Origin of the sequence: Paenibacillus sp. FSL R5-0527 (assembly GCF_038008055.1) — a bacterium.
Taxonomy (GTDB): domain Bacteria; phylum Bacillota; class Bacilli; order Paenibacillales; family Paenibacillaceae; genus Fontibacillus; species Fontibacillus macerans.
The window spans coordinates 4,443,116-4,462,239 of sequence record NZ_JBBOYI010000001.1 but is presented as its reverse complement, the minus strand read 5'-3'; the positions used below and the strand labels follow the sequence as shown (position 1 = coordinate 4,462,239).

Annotated in this window: 18 protein-coding genes and 1 pseudogene; 14 read left to right on the top strand and 5 right to left on the bottom strand. The window is 53.5% G+C overall.

The window, feature by feature from the left end; translation table 11 throughout:
• Positions 1 to 61: 61 nt before the first annotated feature.
• Entirely contained in the window at positions 62 to 940 is an 879-nt protein-coding gene (locus NYE69_RS19650; RefSeq protein ID WP_328271395.1) for a LysR family transcriptional regulator, read from the bottom strand.
• A gap of 405 nt (positions 941 to 1,345) precedes the next feature.
• On the opposite strand from NYE69_RS19650, the gene NYE69_RS19645 reads away from it, so the two are divergent.
• Genes NYE69_RS19645 through NYE69_RS19615 form a run of 7 tightly spaced genes read left to right on the top strand, consistent with a single transcriptional unit; the run spans position 1,346 to position 8,421 of the window.
• Positions 1,346 to 2,185 carry an ACP S-malonyltransferase gene (locus NYE69_RS19645; RefSeq protein ID WP_328271394.1) on the top strand — a complete coding sequence of 280 codons (840 nt, stop codon included), beginning with the start codon at positions 1,346 to 1,348 and terminating at the stop codon, positions 2,183 to 2,185.
• Positions 2,182 to 3,828: a malonate decarboxylase subunit alpha gene (gene mdcA, locus NYE69_RS19640; RefSeq protein WP_328271393.1), complete on the top strand. Its 1,647-nt coding sequence runs from the start codon at positions 2,182 to 2,184 to the stop codon at positions 3,826 to 3,828. Before NYE69_RS19645 ends, mdcA begins: the two co-directional genes overlap by 4 nt.
• A 4-nt stretch (positions 3,829 to 3,832) precedes the next feature.
• Entirely contained in the window at positions 3,833 to 4,657 is an 825-nt protein-coding gene (locus tag NYE69_RS19635; RefSeq protein WP_328271392.1) for a triphosphoribosyl-dephospho-CoA synthase, read from the top strand.
• Positions 4,658 to 4,685: 28 nt separating this feature from the next.
• Positions 4,686 to 4,985 (top strand): malonate decarboxylase acyl carrier protein, encoded by a 300-nt coding sequence (gene mdcC, locus NYE69_RS19630; RefSeq protein WP_328271391.1) that lies wholly within the window; start codon positions 4,686 to 4,688, stop codon positions 4,983 to 4,985.
• Positions 4,975 to 6,648 carry a biotin-independent malonate decarboxylase subunit beta gene (gene mdcD / locus NYE69_RS19625; protein WP_328271390.1) on the top strand — a complete coding sequence of 558 codons (1,674 nt, stop codon included), beginning with the start codon at positions 4,975 to 4,977 and terminating at the stop codon, positions 6,646 to 6,648. The genes mdcC and mdcD overlap by 11 nt, the downstream gene beginning before the upstream one ends.
• A complete protein-coding gene (locus NYE69_RS19620; RefSeq protein ID WP_328271389.1) occupies positions 6,648 to 7,268 on the top strand; it encodes a malonate decarboxylase holo-ACP synthase in 621 nt (206 codons plus the stop codon). The genes mdcD and NYE69_RS19620 overlap by 1 nt, the downstream gene beginning before the upstream one ends.
• A gap of 16 nt (positions 7,269 to 7,284) precedes the next feature.
• The gene (locus tag NYE69_RS19615; RefSeq protein WP_340927526.1) at positions 7,285 to 8,421 is read left to right on the top strand and encodes an acyltransferase family protein; all 1,137 of its coding nucleotides are present in this window, start codon (positions 7,285 to 7,287) and stop codon (positions 8,419 to 8,421) included.
• A gap of 154 nt (positions 8,422 to 8,575) precedes the next feature.
• Here the strand turns inward: NYE69_RS19615 and NYE69_RS19610 are convergent, their stop codons facing one another.
• Complete coding sequence (locus NYE69_RS19610) at positions 8,576 to 9,250, bottom strand: SOS response-associated peptidase (RefSeq protein ID WP_328271386.1); 675 nt, start codon at positions 9,248 to 9,250, stop codon at positions 8,576 to 8,578.
• A gap of 154 nt (positions 9,251 to 9,404) precedes the next feature.
• Here NYE69_RS19610 and NYE69_RS19605 point away from each other — a divergent pair, with 154 nt between their 5' ends.
• Positions 9,405 to 10,295, top strand: coding sequence for a hypothetical protein (locus tag NYE69_RS19605; protein WP_340927524.1), 891 nt, complete (start codon positions 9,405 to 9,407; stop codon positions 10,293 to 10,295).
• A 38-nt stretch (positions 10,296 to 10,333) separates the two neighbouring features.
• Here NYE69_RS19605 and NYE69_RS19600 read toward each other — a convergent pair whose 3' ends face one another.
• Positions 10,334 to 10,873 (bottom strand): tyrosine-type recombinase/integrase, encoded by a 540-nt coding sequence (locus NYE69_RS19600; protein WP_328271423.1) that lies wholly within the window; start codon positions 10,871 to 10,873, stop codon positions 10,334 to 10,336.
• A 189-nt stretch (positions 10,874 to 11,062) separates the two neighbouring features.
• Positions 11,063 to 11,215 (bottom strand): annotated as a pseudogene (locus NYE69_RS19595) (phage integrase N-terminal SAM-like domain-containing protein); the annotation flags it as partial.
• A 279-nt stretch (positions 11,216 to 11,494) separates the two neighbouring features.
• On the opposite strand from NYE69_RS19595, the gene NYE69_RS19590 reads away from it, so the two are divergent.
• The 6 genes from NYE69_RS19590 (at position 11,495) to NYE69_RS19565 (ending at position 17,928) form a co-directional block, all read left to right on the top strand.
• The gene (locus NYE69_RS19590; RefSeq protein WP_015735743.1) at positions 11,495 to 11,599 is read left to right on the top strand and encodes a DUF6254 family protein; all 105 of its coding nucleotides are present in this window, start codon (positions 11,495 to 11,497) and stop codon (positions 11,597 to 11,599) included.
• 317 nt (positions 11,600 to 11,916) lie between these two features.
• Positions 11,917 to 13,497: a carbohydrate-binding protein gene (locus NYE69_RS19585; protein WP_340927518.1), complete on the top strand. Its 1,581-nt coding sequence runs from the start codon at positions 11,917 to 11,919 to the stop codon at positions 13,495 to 13,497.
• A gap of 1,015 nt (positions 13,498 to 14,512) precedes the next feature.
• Positions 14,513 to 15,511: an MFS transporter gene (locus NYE69_RS19580; RefSeq protein WP_340927517.1), complete on the top strand. Its 999-nt coding sequence runs from the start codon at positions 14,513 to 14,515 to the stop codon at positions 15,509 to 15,511.
• A complete protein-coding gene (locus tag NYE69_RS19575; RefSeq protein ID WP_340927516.1) occupies positions 15,499 to 15,753 on the top strand; it encodes a hypothetical protein in 255 nt (84 codons plus the stop codon). The genes NYE69_RS19580 and NYE69_RS19575 overlap by 13 nt, the downstream gene beginning before the upstream one ends.
• A gap of 220 nt (positions 15,754 to 15,973) precedes the next feature.
• Complete coding sequence (locus NYE69_RS19570; RefSeq protein ID WP_340927515.1) at positions 15,974 to 16,978, top strand: helix-turn-helix transcriptional regulator; 1,005 nt, start codon at positions 15,974 to 15,976, stop codon at positions 16,976 to 16,978.
• A 158-nt stretch (positions 16,979 to 17,136) separates the two neighbouring features.
• Positions 17,137 to 17,928 (top strand): SDR family NAD(P)-dependent oxidoreductase, encoded by a 792-nt coding sequence (locus NYE69_RS19565; protein ID WP_036622918.1) that lies wholly within the window; start codon positions 17,137 to 17,139, stop codon positions 17,926 to 17,928.
• 1 nt (position 17,929) lies between these two features.
• Here the strand turns inward: NYE69_RS19565 and NYE69_RS19560 are convergent, their stop codons facing one another.
• Entirely contained in the window at positions 17,930 to 19,027 is a 1,098-nt protein-coding gene (locus NYE69_RS19560; RefSeq protein WP_340927513.1) for a glycoside hydrolase family 88/105 protein, read from the bottom strand.
• Positions 19,028 to 19,124 lie beyond the last annotated feature (97 nt).

Here is a 19,124-nt window from a genome sequence, read left to right as displayed (position 1 = left end):
GCGGCAGTCCTGGACTTTTATTCTGGTCCGAGGCTGCCGCATTTTTTTGCCAGTCTAATATTCACACATAACCCGAGCCGATCTCCCGGAAGAACTCAAGGATAAACTCGAAAAACGAGTTTTCCGTGTCGGTCAGCCGCTCTCCGGCGGGCCAGGACAAATAGATGGTGCGCTTGCACCGGGGTTCGCTAATGTGGAGCAGCTTGATATCTTCGGTAACCACCTTGCTCCATAGAATGGATGGGATGAAGGAGACGCCGATGCCGGTCTGGATCAACCCTCTGACCGTAGCGGGATCATCGCTTTCAAAGACGATGTCCGGTTCGTACGGCAGCTGCGCGAAGAAGCGGTCGGTCGTTCTTCGCAGCGGATGGCTTGTCGTCAGGCTGATGAACTTCTCATGCTCCAGGTTTTTCAGTGATACGGAATCAAGCGAACTGAGCGGGTGAGCCGCCGGCACGCCGAGCAAAATTTCCTCTTCAAGCAGAACGGTGTGTTCATTGCCTGCGATCTCTTCGGAGGTAATCGCGAAATCGTAAGCCAGCTCTTTCCTGATCTGGGTGGGATGCTGGGTCAGGTTAAACCGGATCTTCGGGTACAGGCCGCGAAACTGCTGGACAAGATTGGGCAGCAGCATGGAACCTACGGCGACATACAGCGTAATGATCTCAATTTTCTCCTGCTGCATTTCCTTGATCTCGGACACGCCTTGCTCCAGAGCGGACAGCGACTGGTTCACCCGTTTCAGAAATTTTTTACCGTATTGGTTCAGCACGATATGCTTGCCTTCCCGGTCAAACAACTGTACCCCCAATTCCGACTCCAGGTTTCGAATCATTTTGCTGAGCGCAGGCTGCGAGATAAACAGCTCGTCGGCGGCCCGCGTTACATTTTCATGTTTTGAGGTGACTTGAAAATATTTAAGCTGCAGAATATCCATGCTGAATCCATCCCCTTTATAGTGCGTTTTCTCCCATTAAAATGTGTGTTCAAAAAGTCGGCTTTTCAGCACCGAGAAGGTTGGATGAAGCTAGGGACTGAGTAGCGGAGCGTAGGAAGATCCTACGTGAGCAACGGAAGGCCCGGCTGAATTCAAGATTCGATGCCGAGTCCGCTTCATGATCTGCTTCGTGATCAAAAGCTGACTTTTTGAACTACCGCTTATAACCGTCCGGTTATCGATCATATGTGAATATATGTATTTTACAGTTTTTTACGGGCTTCTTACAATGAACAGTGTAAAGAAGACGAATCCGCTAAAGGTGGTGAGATTCTGAACATCGTATTTGCTTTTCCCGGTCAAGGGGCGCAGGTTCCCGGTATGCTGCAGGATGTGCCCGAGTATGTGAAAAAAGCAACGAATATAGTAGGTACCCCCTTGCGCGACGATGAGGAGGCGATGAATTCGACGGTCTGGATTCAGGCGGCGCTTTTCGTGAAGGAGACCGCGTTCGCGTACCGGCTTATCGAGCGGGGCATACGCCCTCAATTCGTGGCCGGGCACTCCATCGGCGCTTTTCCCGCCGCGGTTATTGCCGGGGTTCTCTCGTTCGAGGATGCGCTTCGGCTCGTGTGGCGCCGGGCCAAACTAATGGAAGAGGCTTACCCGGAAGGCTACGGAATGGGTGTCGTCATCGGGCTGACCAAAGCGGAAGTTCAGCAAGCCGTAGACCGCTCCCACAGCGAGGCGGCGCCCGTCTACCTCTCCAATATGAACGCCGAGCAGCAATTCGTCCTTTCCGGCTCATTGGAAGGGATTTGGCGGGCTTTTGGGCAGGCGAAAGCGCTGGGGGCAAGCAAAACCGCGCTGTTGAAGGTGCCGATTCCCTCGCATTGCCCTTTGATGTCAGATATATCCGAGGAGTTATTGGAACTGGTACGGACCTTTCCGTTGCGGGAACCCGAAATTCCTTATTTGGCGAACCACACGGGGAGAATGCTCAGGGCGAAGGAGAAAATCGCCGAGGATTTGGCCCTTAACGTAGCTTATCCCGTTCGCTGGACCGACATGGCGGCCGTCTGCGTCGAATCCGGAGCCGGCTGCTTTATCGAAATGCCCCCGGGCCATACGCTTTCCCGCCTTGTCAAGCAGGCCCACAGCGGCACCCGGCAGATTGCCGTGGACGAGGTTGGTCCGGAAGCGGCCGAGTATCTGATCAGAAAATGGAAGGAGCAAGAAGAATGAGCAAAGTGGTGCGTTCCTGGTCACAAAAACGCGATAAAAAACTGGAGAAATTAAAGAAGGTAGGGAAATGGCTGGACGGAAAATACGTCGATGCTTCCCGGATCGTCGATATCCTGGAGGCGTTGATGGAACCGGGCGCCAGGGTCGTCCTGGAGGGGGACAACCAGAAGCAGGCGTCTTTTCTGTCCGAGAAGCTGCTGGAAGTCGATCCCGGCAAGGTGCATGATCTGCATATGATCATGTCCAGCATTTCCAGACCCGAGCATCTGGATATTTTCGAAAAAGGCATCGCCGGGCGGCTGGATTTCTCCTACAGCGGCTCGCAAAGCCTGCGCATCGCGCAAATGATCGAAGATGGAAGGCTGAAGCTCGGCGACATCCATACGTATTTGGAATTGTTCGGACGCCTTTTTATCGATCTGATTCCGGACGTCGTGCTGGTGGCGGCGGACAAAGCGGACCGCGAGGGCAACCTTTATACCGGCTTCAACACCGAAGAAACCCCGACGATCGTGGAAGCCGCGGCTTTCAAGGACGGCATCGTCATCGTGCAGGTTAACGAAATCGTGGACGAGCTGCCGAGAACGGATATTCCGGCCTCCTGGGTGGACGTGATCGTCAAAGCCGACAAGCCGTATGCGCTGGAGGCGCTGTTTACCCGCGACCCGCAAAACATCACGGAGCTGCATATCCTGATGGGGATGATGGCGATCAAGGGCATTTACAGTAAACACCATGTACAGTCGCTGAACCATGGCATCGGTTTTAATACCGCGGCGATTGAGCTGCTGCTGCCCACCTACGGCGAAGAGCTCGGGTTGAAGGGCAAAATCGCCAAGCATTGGGCCTTGAACCCTCACCCGACCCTGATTCCGGCGATTGAGTCCGGCTGGGTGGAAAGCATCCACAGCTTCGGCGGCGAGGTCGGGATGGAAAAATATATCGCGGCCCGTTCCGACGTATTTTTCGTCGGCAAGGACGGCACGATGCGCTCCAACCGGGCGATGGGCCAGGTGGCGGGGCAATTCGCCGTGGACATGTTCATCGGCTCGACGCTGCAGATCGATCCGCTCGGCAACTCGTCCACCGTGACCTCCGGCAGATTGTCCGGCTTCGGCGGCGCGCCGAACATGGGCCATGATCCCCGCGGACGCCGGCATGCGACAAAGGCGTGGCTCGACATGATCGAGCACCCGCACGAGCTCTCCAAAGGCCGCAAGCTGGTTGTGCAGATGGTGGAAACCTATGGCGCCAACAAGAAGCCGGTATTCGTGGATTCGCTCGACGCCGTCAAGGTGAAGGAAGAATCCGGCCTCGCGGTTACGCCGGTCATGATTTACGGCGACGATGTCACCCACGTCGTCACCGAGGAAGGCATCGCTTACCTTTACAAAACGGACAGCATCGAGGAAAGAAAGCAAGCGCTCGCGGCCATTGCCGGCGTATCGCCCCTGGGCATGGAGAGCAGCGAAAGCGATGTGAGCCGGCTGCGCGACAGAGGCATTGTGGCCTATCCGGAGGATCTCGGCATCATGCGCAGACAAGCTAAGCGTTCGCTGCTCGCGGCGCAGACAATCAACGACCTTGTGGATTGGTCGGACGGGCTGTACGAGCCGCCGGCTAAATTCCGCAGCTGGTCTTAAAGCCATGCTGGCGGCAACTCACGCGGCGTTTGGGGCGGCCTTGGCCGGTAAAGCCGTGAAGGCGCTTATGGACGAGGCCCTGCTAACGCCCAAGCCAGGGCTTGTGGACGCCAGAGACAACGGTTCCCATACGGATATGACCCTTGAGCTTATGCTGAAATCAGCGAAGGCTCTGGAAGGAACATTCCGGGAAATCGCCCGGGTCTCTTACCTTCATCCGGTGAACCAGTCGTTACGCGAACAAATCGCTTTCATCGGGCGGGAAGGCGAGAAAGCGATGCTCGCCGCCACAAACGGCGTCAACACGCATAAAGGAGCGATTTGGGCCCTGGGTCTTCTTACCAGCGCACGGGCCGCTTTCCCGGAGGAACGAAATCCGTACCGGATTATGAGCATCGCCGGGACCATCGCCTCGTTCCCTGACCGGTTCCGCCCAAAGCAGCGCACCCATGGGCAGGCGGTTAAGCGGAAGTATGCGGTTATGGGGGCTGCGGAAGAAGCCCAGTTCGGTTTTCCCCATGTGCGGGAAGCGGCACTGCCCGCCTTGCTGCGGGCCAGAGCTTGCGGGAAAACGGAGGAGGAAGCCCGCATTGAGGCTTTGTTGGCCTTGATGGCCACGGTGGACGACACCTGCATCCTGCACCGCGGCGATTGGCCGGATCTGCTGGCCGTCAAGCGGATGTCCGGCGCGTTCCTGGCTGCGGGCGGCTTCACCACCCTAACGGGCCGGAAGCTGTTTCACCGCCTGTCCGCGTATTGCGAGGCAAAGCGGCTTTCTCCCGGAGGCAGCGCCGATTTGCTCGCCGCAACCTTGTTTCTTGTCGATTAACCTATTTCATGGAGGTGTCCCTTTAGATATGGAAAGATTAGAATTTCAATATCAAACTTCAAAGCCGATCCAAAAGCCCGCGCACATCGGCGTCGTCGGTTCGGGGGATTTGGAGATCATTGTGGAGCCGGTGGAAGGCCAAACGAGCAACGTCAGCATTCTGACGGGCAGCGACGGATTCGGACAAGTTTGGCAGAACGTGCTGACCCGCTTTTTCAACCGTTATCCGATTACCGCCAATTTTACGGTTCATGATTTCGGAGCCACTCCGGGTGTAGTGATGTTAAGATTTACCCAAGTTTTGGAGGTGCTCGATTATGCAGAATAGTTTTGTGGAACTGAACGGACGCGATCGCGCCAAAGCGCTGCTGGATGAAGGAACCTTCCGGGAACTGCTCGGACCGCTGGACAAGCTCCAGTCCCCGCATCTTGAGCCGCAGGGAATCGTCCCGCAGAGCGATGACGGGATCATTTTGGCCGTCGGGGAAATCCGCCAGCGGAAAGTCCTGATCATTTCGATGGAAGGCGCTTTTCAAGGCGGGGGCATCGGCGAAGTCAGCGGCGCGAAAATCTCCGGCGCGCTGGAACTGGCGCTGGAAGAGAACAAGAAAGGGAATACCTTGTATCCGATCATGATTTTCGATACGGGCGGCGTTCGGCTGCAGGAAGCGAACTACGGGCTGCTGTCGATTTCGGAAATCGGCGCCCAAGTCGTAGCCCTGCGCAAATACGTTCCCGTGGTGGGGCTGATTCCCGGCCGCGTGGGGGCGTTCGGCGGCATGTCCATTACGGCCGAATTGTTCACAACATTAATCGCTACAAAAAAAGCCCGCCTCGGTCTGAACGGACCGGAAGTCATCGAGCAGGAGGCAGGCGTAATGGAGTTCGACTCCAGCGACAAAGCGCTGATCTGGAACACCATCGGGGCAAATCAGCGGCTCGATACCGGATTGATCGATGATGTGGTGGAAGATACCATAGGCGCAGTGATCGAGGCGGTCGACGCCGCGCTGGGTGCGCCGGTCAAACCGGCCAAAACCGAGCAAATCGATTTTTATTTGACCCTGCTTAAAGCCCTTGATCCGACCGAGACGTGGACGCCCGAGCGTTACCGTGAATTTTACAAGCAGCAACAGCCGGTCAAGCAGCCTGTGCCGCTGGCTAAAGAAGGCGCGGCCGACGCTAGTGACGGCAGAGGATACCGCTGGTTCTCACGGCTTACTGGAATAGCCCATCCGGTCAGCGAGGTTCCGACGGTGCTGGCGGCCGATGTGGAGAAAAACGGGCAATTGTGCAGATATATCGCGATCGTTCCGGATGCCGAAAACCGCTTCCCGCGCGTGAGAAAGGGCGAGGTCGGGATGATGGAAGGGTGGACGGTGGCTCAAATCGTCCGGGACGCCGTCCTGCAGGACGAGAACAGCGAGGTCAAACGCCCGATCATCGCCGTGATCGACGTCCCCAGCCAGGCTTACGGTTACAAGGAAGAGATGGTCGGGATCAGCCTTGCGCTCGCGGCGAGCGCGGACGCTTACGCAACGGCCAGACTTGCGGGCCATCCCGTGATCGGCGTCATCGTCGGCAATGCAATTTCCGGCGGCTTCCTCGCCCATGGGCTTCAATCGAACCGGCTGATCGCCTTGGACGACGACAAAATCAATATCCAGGCCATGTCCAAGGCCTCCGCGGCGCGGATCACGAAGCGGACCATCGCCGAGCTGGAGGAAGCGACCAAGAAAGTTCCGGCCATGGCTTACGACGTGCGCAGCTACAGCACGCTGGGGCCGCTGTACCGGCTGTTGTCCGGCATCCAGGCGGACGATCCTCAAAGCGGTGACGTGGCAACCGTGGAACAGACCATTTCCGAAGCGATCGACAGCACCAAAGATGCGCCCCGTGATCTAAGCTTCCGCCTGGAGACCAAAGAAGCTTTGGCCGGCGGACGCACGGCAACGCTGAAGGTTCGCAAGACGCTGTCCGAGCAATGGTAATGGCGGTCCGGCCTCACGATCTGATTGAGGTTGCCGATCTTACCTGCCTCTCCATGCATGAAAACCACGAATGGGCTGCGGCCTCGTTAAGGCGGACCCCCTTTGTGGTCGTCCGGCGGTCCTGCCCCCCGGCGGATGGCCGCATTCCCGTAGGCATTCGGGGAGCGGAGCGGAACCAGCGGGAAGCGGCGCTGCTTGCCCCGGAGGGAGCGGGACGGATTGTCACGCCTTATGAAATTGCCGAGCGCCGGATGTGGAACGCCGTGTCTGCGGAGAGACGAGGGCTGCCCGTGATCCGGGTCATGGACAAGGTAGCGGAGTTAATGGCGGACTGGCGCTGGGGTCCTGCAGGCAGCGCCGGCTTCGAAATGGCGACGGGTTGTCCGTCCTTGAAGGTCACCAGCGATCTCGACCTGGTAATGGACAATCCGGAAGCGATGAATTATGCGGAAGCCGCAAACCTGCTGCAGAGGCTGGATAAGCTTGGGGTCCGCATCGATATCCAACTGGAGACGAAGGACGGAGCTTACGTCCTGCGTGAAATCATCGACAGGCGGACAAGCACGGTGGTGCTGCGTTGCCTATCAGGCCCGAAGCTCGTCCGCAATCCTTGGAAATGAGGGTGAAGTGCATTTTATGGAAAACAAAGCGGAACAAAATATCTCTATCAATGAAAGTGATATTTTAAAGGTGTTCGCCGTCTGCGGCGCGATTATGCAAAGCGTGCTGGGGGTGTTTCTGAAACATGCCCATAACGAGGTGGACATGGCCTTGCTTGGCGTCCTATATAATTTGGTAAAATACACGGCGCCGGTCTTTATTTTTGCCATCGTATACGGCATGGTGAAAGGGAATCAGTATACGAAACCGGCCCATTTTTACAAGGAAAAATTCAGCGAGCTCGTTGTCCCGTATTTTCTATGGGCGACCGCCAGCCTGATATTCTTCCCCGACCTGCAGGTGAATCGGCCCGTCACTTCCTTTTGGACGCTGGTGGAATCCTATGTGGTCGGCAATTCATCGCCGCAATACTGGTACACGGTCATGATGCTGCAGTTCCAGGTGTTAATGCCCATCATTATCTACGTCTGCTACAAGTTTTTGGCCAAGCCTTCGCGGGTCATCCCGACGTTGGTCGTGAGCTTCATTGCCTTCGGGGCCTGGCTGTGGTTCTACGACACCTATGTATTTCACGGCGCTTACGAAATCAGCCTGCGGTATTTGGACCGCTTTTTCGTCAGCTACTTTATTTATGCCCTGCTGGGCGGAATTGCCTGGGTCTATAAGGAGCGGTTCGACGTGGTGCTCCGCCGGCTTCAGTTTCTGCTTATTCCGGCGGCGCTGCTGCTGCTGATTTGGACAAATCAGGAGTTCTTCGGCTTTGGATTCAACGGCATGTCATTCGGCAACCTGATTTATTTGAAGCCGTCGATGACGCTGTACAGCCTGGTTATCATCATTCTGATCTACATGTTGGCCAGACATTTGATTCGCCTGGGGTCCCGTTCGCTCCCGTATTATAAATGGCTTTCTACCTATGCGTACCGGGCATTTACAGCGAACGTATTCATTTTGACCATCGTGCTGCGCCTGTTTGGCGGTCTGCTCGACGTGATTCCATTCTTCTCGGCTCTGCTGTTGGTTTTTCTGACGACAGCGGCCTGCTCCTTCACCGTTGTTTATGCTTTTGCACAGCTCAAAATATGGATCGAGCGTGCGGTTTTCAAAAAGGGAGCGGCGGCAAGGGGCCATCGTCATGCGAATGCTCATTAAAGGCTAAATCTTAAGCTTCAGCGTTTGTGAAGTGCAAGCTGGAACGGAAACTTGATTCTTCCGAAGCCGGAATGGGACGATCTGTTAAAAAAGTGTACTTGGTACGATTAAAAAAACCGGCCACGGAGGTACCATACTCCGTGCGCCGGAAAAATCAGCGTTTTATCCACGCCCGCTCCAGATCCATCTCCCGAATGCATTCGGCCGTGTCGTGTTTGTCGTTGTCAATCAGCGGCGCCACCGCGTACGCATGCATCTCTTCGGCCGAATGGGGCCGCAGAATCGGATCTAACGCATCCAAATCGTTCGTCCCCTCATCAAGCCACCGGGCCATGTTCTCCGGAGAGAGAATCGCCGGCATCCGGCTCTCAAATTCCCCGATCAACGGGTTGGCTTCGGTCATGACCAGAGTGCAGGTGCGAAGCGGTTCCCCGCGCGCATCCCGCCAGATTTCGTATAAACCGGCCACCCCGAACATGGCGCGGTTTTTCATGATGACCCGCACCGCGTATGACTTCTTGCCTTCATTTTTCCAATAGTAAAATCCGTTGCATGGGATGATGCACCGCTGCTTGTTCACCATTCTGCGGTAAGTCGGATTCCGCTGCACATTCCGGAGATCCGCGTTGATCGCATCCTTTCCCCAGTAGGGCACGAATCCCCAACGGAACTCGTCCAAAATCCGCTCCCCGTTCTGCTGCAGCACGACCGGCGTATGTTGCGTGGGGCTAATGTTATAGCGGTTTTTATAGTAGTACATCACCCGCTCGATCTGAAAATGCTCCTGAACCTCCGCCAGCTCGGCCGCCATGGAAAAACGTTGACACATGAAACATCAGCCTCCTATATAACCTAACTTATAGTGTTTGACAAAGAAGGAAAAATATTCATTTGGCTCCTTCGGCGGAAAAATTTTCTTGTCTATTTTTCAAAAAAATCTTGGTAAGGTAGGAGATAGCAATCGATTAAGAGGTGATGTTGTCATGATGAAGAAACGCTGTTTGTTCTGCGATAAGATTGTCTTCACTAAACAGGAAGGCGAGTATGATAGATATATGGACTGTTTCTGTTCACCCGGCGGGTCTTATAGCTTGCTGACGGACAGCTACAATGCAATACAATCGCTTCCGCACCAAAAGAAACGCGGCTTGCTTCATTTAGTTTCGGCGTATATCCGGGAGCGGACGGATTGTAGTGAAAAGGTCGCTTTATCCGCCAACGATATGGAAGCCATTGCAAATTCTCCCGACATTCCGGCGAACATTCAAGACAAAGGGAATCGTTTGCTCCAGTATTTGCATAGACATTCCAATGGTCCGGGGGAGCCGGTGATCATTCATCCGCTCTCCAACAGCTACAATCTGACGTATTCTCCCAACCTGCAAGAACTGGTATATATCATTGATAAGCTGAGAAACGAGCAATTGCTCATTAGGGAAGGGATTACCTTTCAACTGACTGAAAAAGGATGGAGGGAAGCCGTCGCCAGCGCCGCAGGAAAAAACTTAAAGCCATGCTCCGTTCTTATTTCGGATGAGGAGGATTTGCGTACGGAGTGGCAGGCTAAGCTGCTCCCCAAAATCGAGCAGTACGGTTATCTGCCGCGCTTGCTGGCGCAAAGGAACACGCAGGGCAGTGAAAAATATTCCTTGGAAGCGATAGCGGACAGCAAGCTGGTGATAGCGGATTTAACGGGTCAATCTCCTGAGGTGTATTTTGCGGCGGGATATGCGCTCGGTTTGAACATCCCCTTGATCTGGACCGTAAGCAGCAGCGATGCCGATACACTCCCTGTAAAAATCAAGGAGATCCGTCCCGTTGTTTGGGATACCGTTGAAGAATTGGCGGTCATTCTCCAGCAGCGCTTGAGTTGATAGAAGGGCTCCGGAAAGCGGGGCACAGAGGAGGCAGCTTATGTCTCCTCTAAGTTTTTTATAAAAGGGATGGCCGGCCGCACCTTGTTCATGGCGCGTTCCTTGGCTTCATCCAATACGTGCGTATAGATTTGCGTGGTAGAAATGTTCTCGTGGCCAAGCAGTTCCTGGACAGCGCGCAAATCAGCGCCGTTTCGCAGCAGATCCGTAGCAAAAGAATGGCGCAGTTTATGAGCCGATAGGGGGACACCCTTAAATTGAGGATATTTCTCGGCCAGAGCTTCGAATGTCTTATCGGCGATGGTTTGAACCATACGTTTACTGATGCGGCGGCCGAATTGCGAAATGAAAAACGCGGGCTCGTCTTTTTTGTTCCGCGGTTTAATTCGTTGGTCCAGCGACATCTGCAAAAGATAACGCAATTCCTCCGGAAGCGGGATATACCTCCATTTTTCCCCTTTGCCAAGCACCGACATTTTGGATCCGAAACGATAAAAATCAGTAATGTTCAGCCGGACGATCTCGCTTACCCGCAACCCGGCGTAAGCCATCAACGCGATAATGGCAACGTCGCGCACGATATACCTTCCCTTTACAAGCTGGAGGCACGCATCCAGGAATTGCTTTTGAAGAAATACCGGTTGCCGGTTTTTCTCGATCTTCGCTTTTTCAATATCCATCGCCGGGTTGTGGCTGCACACCCTAAACCGGACCAGAACTTTATAGAACAAACGGATTGCGGACTGGCAACGGTTTCGATAGCGGGGGCCGGCGCCGGATTCGCGAACCCGCGTGAGATGCTGCAATATGTCAATGTCGGTTACATCGGCAACCGCTTTACCGTTCAATCCCGCGAGAAAGTGTTTGATGTCGTGGAGGTAGCCGTTCTGGGTTTCCTTTGAATATTCACGATCCTTCATATATACCAAAAAAAGGTTCAATTCACGCTCATATAGCTCCAAAGTATCTGTATACTTCATCCATTCGCACCTGTCCAATCGCTTACAATCGAAATTACATTAAACGTACATTTAACGCAATTTAATTATAGCAAAAATCGCCCAAAAGAAGGAACTATCGTGCATATAATTTTTTAATTTTTTAGGTAAAGAGATAAAGGTTTCATGCATGAACAGAGTTGAGGAATGACAACTTAAGGAAGTGGTATACATCACAATATCCAAAGGAGGATACCTGTTATGGCTCACCAGAAGAGAAGGAAAGAAGCGGCCTGGAAGTCACGCAAGCAAGAACAGCATCCCCATGGTAAAATCAAATCGCTCAAGGAATTGTCCAGCGAATAGGATTGAGGAGTATACTACTTGAAAGCGAAGGACTGCCGGCGGAAATTGCCGGCAGTCTTTTTTTGCGCGAGAGGCCCATGCAATTGTGCATGGGTCTGCACGATTTTGCCATATTTCTATCAAATCAAAGAATATGTTGAAAAATATAGCAGGATTAATGGGGGAATATGTAAAATAGTTACTCTAGCAATCTCTTTTTGTCTTATTTTAGGAGATTGACCCTATTTAGTAAAGGAGGCAGATGATAGGTTGATTTAAGCGCTTCAGGTTCGGCTTTTAGCAGGTAATTATCTTCTTTTGCAAGGAGGACAAACCAATTGAAACAGGCCAAAATATTAGGCAAATCGGGCATTTGGCTGCTCGTTGCCGCACTTATCGTTCCGTTGTTTTCACTCGCCGCATTCAGCGAGGAGGGGGCGGCGGCTGCCGCAAACGGCGATAAAATCATCGTCGGCTACTGGCACAACTTTGACAACGGGTCCAGCAACATCCGGCTGCGCGATGTCCCTTCGAGCTATGATGTCATCCAGGTTGCGTTTGCGGAGCCTTCAGGCGGTGCGGCGAGTGGAGATATGGCTTTCCAGCCTTATAACGCCTCGATCGACGAATTCCAAGCCGACGTACGGGAACTGCAAAGCCAGGGCAAAAAGGTGCTGATCTCCATCGGAGGAGCCAACGGAGCCGTGGAATTGTCCACCGACCAGGCCAAACAGAAATTTGTCAGCACCATGAAAAGCATTATCGATACGTACGGCTTTGACGGCCTGGATATCGATTTGGAAGGAAGCTCGCTGTCCTTGAATCCGGGCGACACGGATTTTCGCAACCCGACGACGCCTAAAATCGTCAACTTGATTTCCGCCGTGCGGGAGATCGCGAACAGCTACGGTTCCGGCTTCGTCTTGACCATGGCGCCGGAAACAGCGTACGTGCAAGGCGGATACGCCGCTTACGGCGGTCCGTGGGGCGCGTACCTTCCGGTCATTTACGCTTTGCGCGATTCGCTCGACTATCTGCACGTGCAGCATTACAACTCCGGATCGATGACCGGTTTGGACGGGAAATCCTATGCCCAGGGAACGGCGGATTTCCAGGTGGCTATGGCCGAGATGCTGCTGCAGGGATTTGACGTTGGCGGCAATGCAAACAACCATTTTCCCGCCCTGCGCCAGGATCAAGTGCTCATCGGGCTTCCGGCGACGCAGTCCGCGGCAAATGGCGGATATACGGCTCCGGCCGAAGTGCACAAAGCGCTGGATTATCTCGTTAAGGGGCAATCTTTTGGCGGAAGTTATACGCTGCGCAATCCCGAAGGATATCCCGGCTTCAAAGGGCTGATGACCTGGTCGATCAACTGGGATAAAGCGGCCAACTACGCCTTCTCCGGCAGTCACCGGGCCTATCTGGACAGCTTGGGCGGCGGTGGCAATCCCGCCCCCGATCCTGATCCCGATCCTGAACCGGATACCACACCGCCAACCGTTCCCGGTAAACTGCGCGTAACGGGAGCCACGCCGACAAGCATCAGTCTCGCCTGGGATGCTTCCACGGACAACGTGGGCGTTGCCGGCTACACGGTAACGTATGATGCCGGAAGCGTAAACGCAACCGGAACCGCGGCAATCGTTAGCGGTCTGTCTCCGAATACGACTTATACCTTTTCGGTAACCGCTAAAGACGCCGCCGGCAATGTTTCCGCGGCCGCTTCCGTTCAGGGAGCGACGACGGCGGAGGATGATCCGGGTGAAGGTGAAGTTCAGCCTTGGGAGCCATGGGTTGCCTACCGTATAAATGACCTGGTGTCCTATAACGGCAGCATTTACGCGTGCATTCAGGCGCACACCTCGCTCCCGGGCTGGGAGCCGGCAAACGTGCCTGCATTGTGGCAATTGCAGTAACCAAGGCAGCGCCTATTTGAGGTTGAGCCGATAGGGGAATTTGCGGAAGCGGGGGGCGCCCCGCTTCCTTGTTTTGCGCTGCCGCAACCATGCGGAGAATGTCCCCGTTGCAACGAACTCTTCGCCGAAATCACACAAAATAGCCGCTGGTACAACCGTTAGATTTTCGGCCGGGCGATAGTTTGGTTCGAAAACCGGGTCAGCCTAACCTAAATCAACTGCCAAGGGCGCCCGAAAGCTTGGGGATAGGAAAGTGGAGTGGGCGGCAGATCAACACGCGCTGTCCGGAGACTTTGCACGATGATCCCGTTTGATCAGGTAGCAGAGAGAAAGACAAGCTCGGGAGAAATAATATTTGTGGAGAAGCAGATAGGTTCGAGATATTTTAAACCCACACCAATCAAGTTGATCCGCATTAAACTTACCCCTGCCGTTCAAACGCCAAGATTTCCTCATCTCTTCTGTTTTTTCTTCCCTCTTTTAGAACCCTTGTTCTAGCCCCGCTGGTCCCTGGCTCCCTGAACGAAGGGGATAATCGTGCAAAGGTTGCTGGCAGGACACCAAGACACGAACCCTTTAGACAGCCCCACACCTGGCGTTGATTTGTGAAACTGCTCGAAGCTCGAAGCGGCTAGGGTGCAAAAGGTAGATACACTGACCTCGGCGGAACGTGACTGGCGACTTTTTTTGTTTTAAGGATATAAGTTGTTGTCCAAACGCAAGGAAATCACATTAAACAAAGGTCATGATAGCTGTAAATTTTTAACGTGTTCTGGAAGTGTAATGCTGGTATAATTAGCTTTTAGACGTTTCTTTTAATTATTTTGGAGGTGTTTGATATGCAAAAAAGCCAATTTCAATCCAACCAACGAACCGGAGTAAATCAAGATCAAAAAAGAAAAACGGTAAGCGGCCGCATGTGGCGGTATGGATTGTGATTAGCGAATAGGGAGTAGCGAATATTACCTTCTGAACCTGGAATGACGCGCCGCCTACCTGAAAGGCGGAATCCGTTTTGCATAACGTTCAAGCGGCAAAAGTATTTTATTTGATGAATTTTATTTCTTCGCTGGCAAACAGCACTATATTTACGACCTACAGCATCTATTACGTCACACAGCTGGGCCTGAATCCCTTTGAGCTGGTTCTGATCGGAACCGTATTGGAATTAACGGTGCTGATTTTTGAGGGGATTACCGGCGTCGTTGCCGATACATACAGCCGCAGACTGTCGGTCATTATCGGGATGTTCATTTTGGGTGCGGGGTTTACGTTTGAGGGCAGTATCATTTGGTTTCAGGGGCTCGGCCTGGCGATCCCGCTCGTCGTTTGGGTGATGCTGGCCCAGGTGGTGTTCGGGATCGGCCACACCTTTATCAGCGGGGCGGACAGCGCCTGGATTGTTGACGAGGCGGGGGAATCCGCTGCCGGGTCCATTTTTATTCGCGCCAAACGTGTGGCTCTGACAGCATCTCTGCTGGGAATTGGCGTGAGCGTGGGCCTTTCCGTGCTGGCTCCGAATTTGCCGTATATAGCGGGAGGCCTGATGTATGCTGTGCTCGGCCTGCTCCTGATCCGTAAGATGAAGGAGACGGGCTTTGTCCGGCCGCCGCGCAGCGGAAGAGTCTCTCATTTTCGAGAGATGACCCGAACCTGGAAAAGCGGGGCAAAGGTGGTCGCACGCAGTCCGCTATTGATGATCATCGTGTTCGTCACGTTGTTTAGCGGCGCGGCCTCGGAAGGTTATGACCGGCTATGGGAGATTCATCTGATCCAGGAAATCGGCTTTCCGGACTGGACGTTGCAGGCGGCCGTATGGTTTGGCCTGATCAGCGCGGCCTCCACGATTTTGGGAATGCTGGCGGTAGGCTTCATCGAGAAAAAGCTGAACATGAGCAGCGAGCGAACCGTGTCCGCGGCCTTATTTATGCTGACTTTCATTCGCGTTGCCGGCGTTTTCTCGCTTTTCCTGGCGACGGACTTTGTCTGGGCGCTGGGTCCGTGCTGGCCGTAAGTGTAGTCGTTACCGTAAGCGAGCCGGTCTATGCGACATGGCTGAACATGAATCTGCGCAGCGATACACGGGCCACGGTGCTGTCGATGGTCAGCCAGTCGGACGCGCTTGGCCAAACCGCGGGAGGGCCGGCCGTGGGCTGGATCGGAAACCGGTTCTCTATCCGAGCCTCCTTGTTAACAGCAGCAATATTGCTGCTTCCGATTTTGGGCGTATTTGGCCGGATGCTGCGCAAGCGATAACGTAGCGATAAAAGTTAAAGGAGGCAGTCCCAAAAGGTCAGCTAGCTTGTGACCTTTGGGCTGCCTTCATCTCTTAAATGCAGTGGGGGACATGCAGGGGTGTGATCCAGAAAAAACCATGTCAAAAACCGTTGATCTTGAAGAAAAGATCAACGGTTTTTATGTATACTTAATCATAACCGGAACGAATAGGTAAGCAACTAAAGGAGATCCGCACGCAATGAAATCTGACCAAATAAAATTCCCGCTGGGATTTTGGGCGGGATTACAACAATTAGGAATTGCCCCGCACGACGTCGCACGCAAAGCGGAGCTGCCGCTCACCATTGCTGCAGAACCTGTCGCCGTCACCGTCGCCCAATATTTCAAAATCTGGCAGGCATACGCCGATCTCGTCGGCGACACTGCGATTGGAATCATCAAGCTGGCCACCGTCTTTGAAACGGCTCAGTACCCGCCGACCGTCTTAGCGACCTATCATGCTCGCGACTATCGCGACGCCCTTGAGCGGATGGCCCGGTACAAACAACTGTGCCCTCCGGAAAGCTTGCGTATCACCGAAGAAGGCGAGCGCTGTACCATCGAATTGGAACGGATGCCCGGTGAGCAACCCGGACCGCCAGTGCTGATTGGAACCACGCTGGCCTTTCTTCTGGAGCTAGGGCGGCGGGGCACGGGGCGCCCTTTAACTGCACGGTCCGTGGAATTTTCCAGCGCGATGGGGGATGTAAAGGCTCTTGAGGCTTACTTCGGGTGCCCTATCCGGATCGGTGCAGCCAACAACCGATTAACGCTGCATCGAAGAGACCTGGACCGTCCCTTTGTTTCATATAACAAAGAGTTGCTGGAGCTCCTGACTCCCGTATTGGACCGCTCATTGGAAGAACAGCTCAGCCGTTCATTTCCCGAGATGGTCAAGAGGATCTTGAAGCGCAGTCTGGCTGGAGGGCGCCTTGACATTCGGACGGTAGCGAGCGCGCTTGGCATGAGTGTTCGTACCTTGCAGCGCCGCCTTACTGACGAGGGCACAACATTCAAGCAGTTGTTGGCACAGGCTCGGCATGAACAGGCACGGGAATACTTGGCAGACCCCAAGCTCGATATTAAAGAAGTGGCATTCTTGATCGGTTATGAAGATCAGAACTCGTTTTACCGCGCCTTTCGCCTTTGGGAAGGCGATACCCCTGCAAATTGGCGTTCCGAATATTTAACGACAATTTGCTAGGTTTTCATAATTGGCGGGTTATACAAGAAATTTGGCATTGTCCACTAGTTACCGAACGATCCGGACACAGTAATATAATCCCTATCCGGAGCACGAGAGTGTTCTATGAATAACTGTAAATCAGCTCGCCGTAAATGACGACAAAGGAGACAGATGATATGGATATGGGATTAAAAAACAAAACCGCTTTAGTAACCGGGTCGACAAAAGGGATCGGGAAAGCTATAGCCATCGAACTTGCCAGAGAAGGCGCCAATGTCCTTATTAACGGACGGAATAACGATGAAGTAGAACGAACCGTAAAAGAACTGAAATCCGAGTTCCCGGCTACCTCCCCTCAGAATGCCGCAGCCGATCTTGTGAATATCCGGCAAAGAGAAGCTCTATTTGAGAAATATCCCCATGTCGATATTCTGATTAACAACATGGGGATTTATGAAATCATGTCCTACGAGGATGTTGACGATGAAGTATGGGAGAAATACTTCCGAACGAATGTCCTTGCCGCTAATGGATTATCCAAATTTTATATGCCTAAAATGTTGAAAAACAATTATGGACGAATCATCTTTATTGCCAGTGAAGAAGCGATTATGCCTTCAGGGCAAATGCCCCAGTATTGTATGACCAAATCTATGTTATTATCCCTGTCAAAAAGCTTATCCAAATTAACGAAAGGAACGGAAGTCACATCCAATACGATTTTGCCGGGACCAACGCTTTCCGAAAATGTGTATCAAATCATTGAAAGTTTGTTTCCAGACGAGATGCCGTTCTCGGAAAAAGAGAAGCAATTTATGGCTGCCAACCTGCCCCAATCCGAAATACAGCGGTTTATCAAGCCTTTTGAAATAGGCAGGCTGGCCGCATTCGTATGCAGCCCTTACGCATCCGCATTTAAGGGTTCTCCAATCCGGATGGACGGGGGCATGGTGCCTACCATTTATTAACCTATTTTGCCGCCAGATTCATCTCTACGCACATAAGGATGAAGGCGCCAGCGCCGTGCAGGTCGTTTTCGCTGGTTGGGCGGGCGATATAGTGGGCGTAGTCGCCGATTCCCGTGCCGATGCAAATATTGCCGATCACGACGTTGCCGTTCTCGTCGAACTTCAGCGTATCGATGACGCCTTGGTAGCCTTTCCAGGCATACTCCATGTACTTGGCATCCAGATAACCGAACCGGACGGCCTTGGCCATGGCATGCACGAACAGCGCCGTGCAGGAATTTTCCGGCCAGTTATCCGGACGGTCGCCTTTATCAATAACCTGGTACCACAGGCCAGTGGCCGGGTCCTGATAGTTCGTCAGCGCGATAAGCAGATCCTGTACAACGGTAACAAGCTTTGCTTTATCCGGATGGTCCTCCGGCATGTGTTCGAACATTTCCAGCAAGGCGACGGGATACCAGCCGATGGCGCGGCCCCAGAACTCCGGTGCTTGGCCCGTGAGGGGATCGGCCCAGTCGGCTTTTTTAGTTTCGTCCCAGCCGTGGTACAGCAAGCCGGTGGCCGGGTCCTTCGTATGCCTCTCCATGAGCAGCGCCTGAAAGGCCATCATGTCGAAATATTCGCTGTCGCCAAATGTTTTGGCAAATTGCACGGCAATCGGTCCGGCCATATACAAGCCGTCCAGCCACATTTGATTCGGATAATGTCCCTTGTGCCAGAATCCGCCGGACGGATTTTTCGGCCAAGATTTCAGCAAGGGTACCAGCGTGTGCAGCGCTTTTTTATACCGCTCGTCTCCCGTTTGCTCGTAGAGGGGGAAGAGAAGCACGCCGGGCTGAATGTCGTCGAGCTCGTCGGACATAAACTTCTTGATGCTGCCGTCCTCGAGAACCTGGCTGTCCACCCACCGTTTCATATAGTCGAACAGCTTCTGTTCTCCGGTCTGCCGCCAGCATTTCTCCATACCGGACAGAAAAACGCCTTGATGGTAGTGGAACCGGTCCGGCGGAAGCTTTTCCGGCTCGAATTTGGCCATGATCGCCTCGCAGGCTTTAAGCGCCCATTGAATCGGGGTCATAAGGGATGAAGCGATTTGCATACGTATCCTTCCTCCTTGATTGTTTGTACTCCCATTCTAGCATCGGTTTATGTACATTTTTTGCAAAAAGCCTCTGTTTCTTCTCATTTCTTGCAGT

Bases quoted from the DNA above. Each gene is read 5' to 3' on its own strand.
- NYE69_RS19565 (WP_036622918.1), top strand. From the start codon at position 17,137: ATGGATATGGGATTAAAAAACAAAACCGCTTTAGTAACCGGGTCGACA.
- NYE69_RS19570 (WP_340927515.1), top strand. From the start codon at position 15,974: ATGAAATCTGACCAAATAAAATTCCCGCTGGGATTTTGGGCGGGATTA.
- NYE69_RS19605 (WP_340927524.1), top strand. From the start codon at position 9,405: ATGATGAAGAAACGCTGTTTGTTCTGCGATAAGATTGTCTTCACTAAA.
- mdcA (WP_328271393.1), top strand. From the start codon at position 2,182: ATGAGCAAAGTGGTGCGTTCCTGGTCACAAAAACGCGATAAAAAACTG.
- NYE69_RS19610 (WP_328271386.1), bottom strand. From the start codon at position 9,250: ATGTGTCAACGTTTTTCCATGGCGGCCGAGCTGGCGGAGGTTCAGGAG.
- NYE69_RS19615 (WP_340927526.1), top strand. From the start codon at position 7,285: ATGGAAAACAAAGCGGAACAAAATATCTCTATCAATGAAAGTGATATT.
- NYE69_RS19635 (WP_328271392.1), top strand. From the start codon at position 3,833: ATGCTGGCGGCAACTCACGCGGCGTTTGGGGCGGCCTTGGCCGGTAAA.
- NYE69_RS19620 (WP_328271389.1), top strand. From the start codon at position 6,648: ATGGCGGTCCGGCCTCACGATCTGATTGAGGTTGCCGATCTTACCTGC.
- NYE69_RS19560 (WP_340927513.1), bottom strand. From the start codon at position 19,027: ATGCAAATCGCTTCATCCCTTATGACCCCGATTCAATGGGCGCTTAAA.
- mdcD (WP_328271390.1), top strand. From the start codon at position 4,975: ATGCAGAATAGTTTTGTGGAACTGAACGGACGCGATCGCGCCAAAGCG.
- mdcC (WP_328271391.1), top strand. From the start codon at position 4,686: ATGGAAAGATTAGAATTTCAATATCAAACTTCAAAGCCGATCCAAAAG.
- NYE69_RS19650 (WP_328271395.1), bottom strand. From the start codon at position 940: ATGGATATTCTGCAGCTTAAATATTTTCAAGTCACCTCAAAACATGAA.
- NYE69_RS19590 (WP_015735743.1), top strand. From the start codon at position 11,495: ATGGCTCACCAGAAGAGAAGGAAAGAAGCGGCCTGGAAGTCACGCAAG.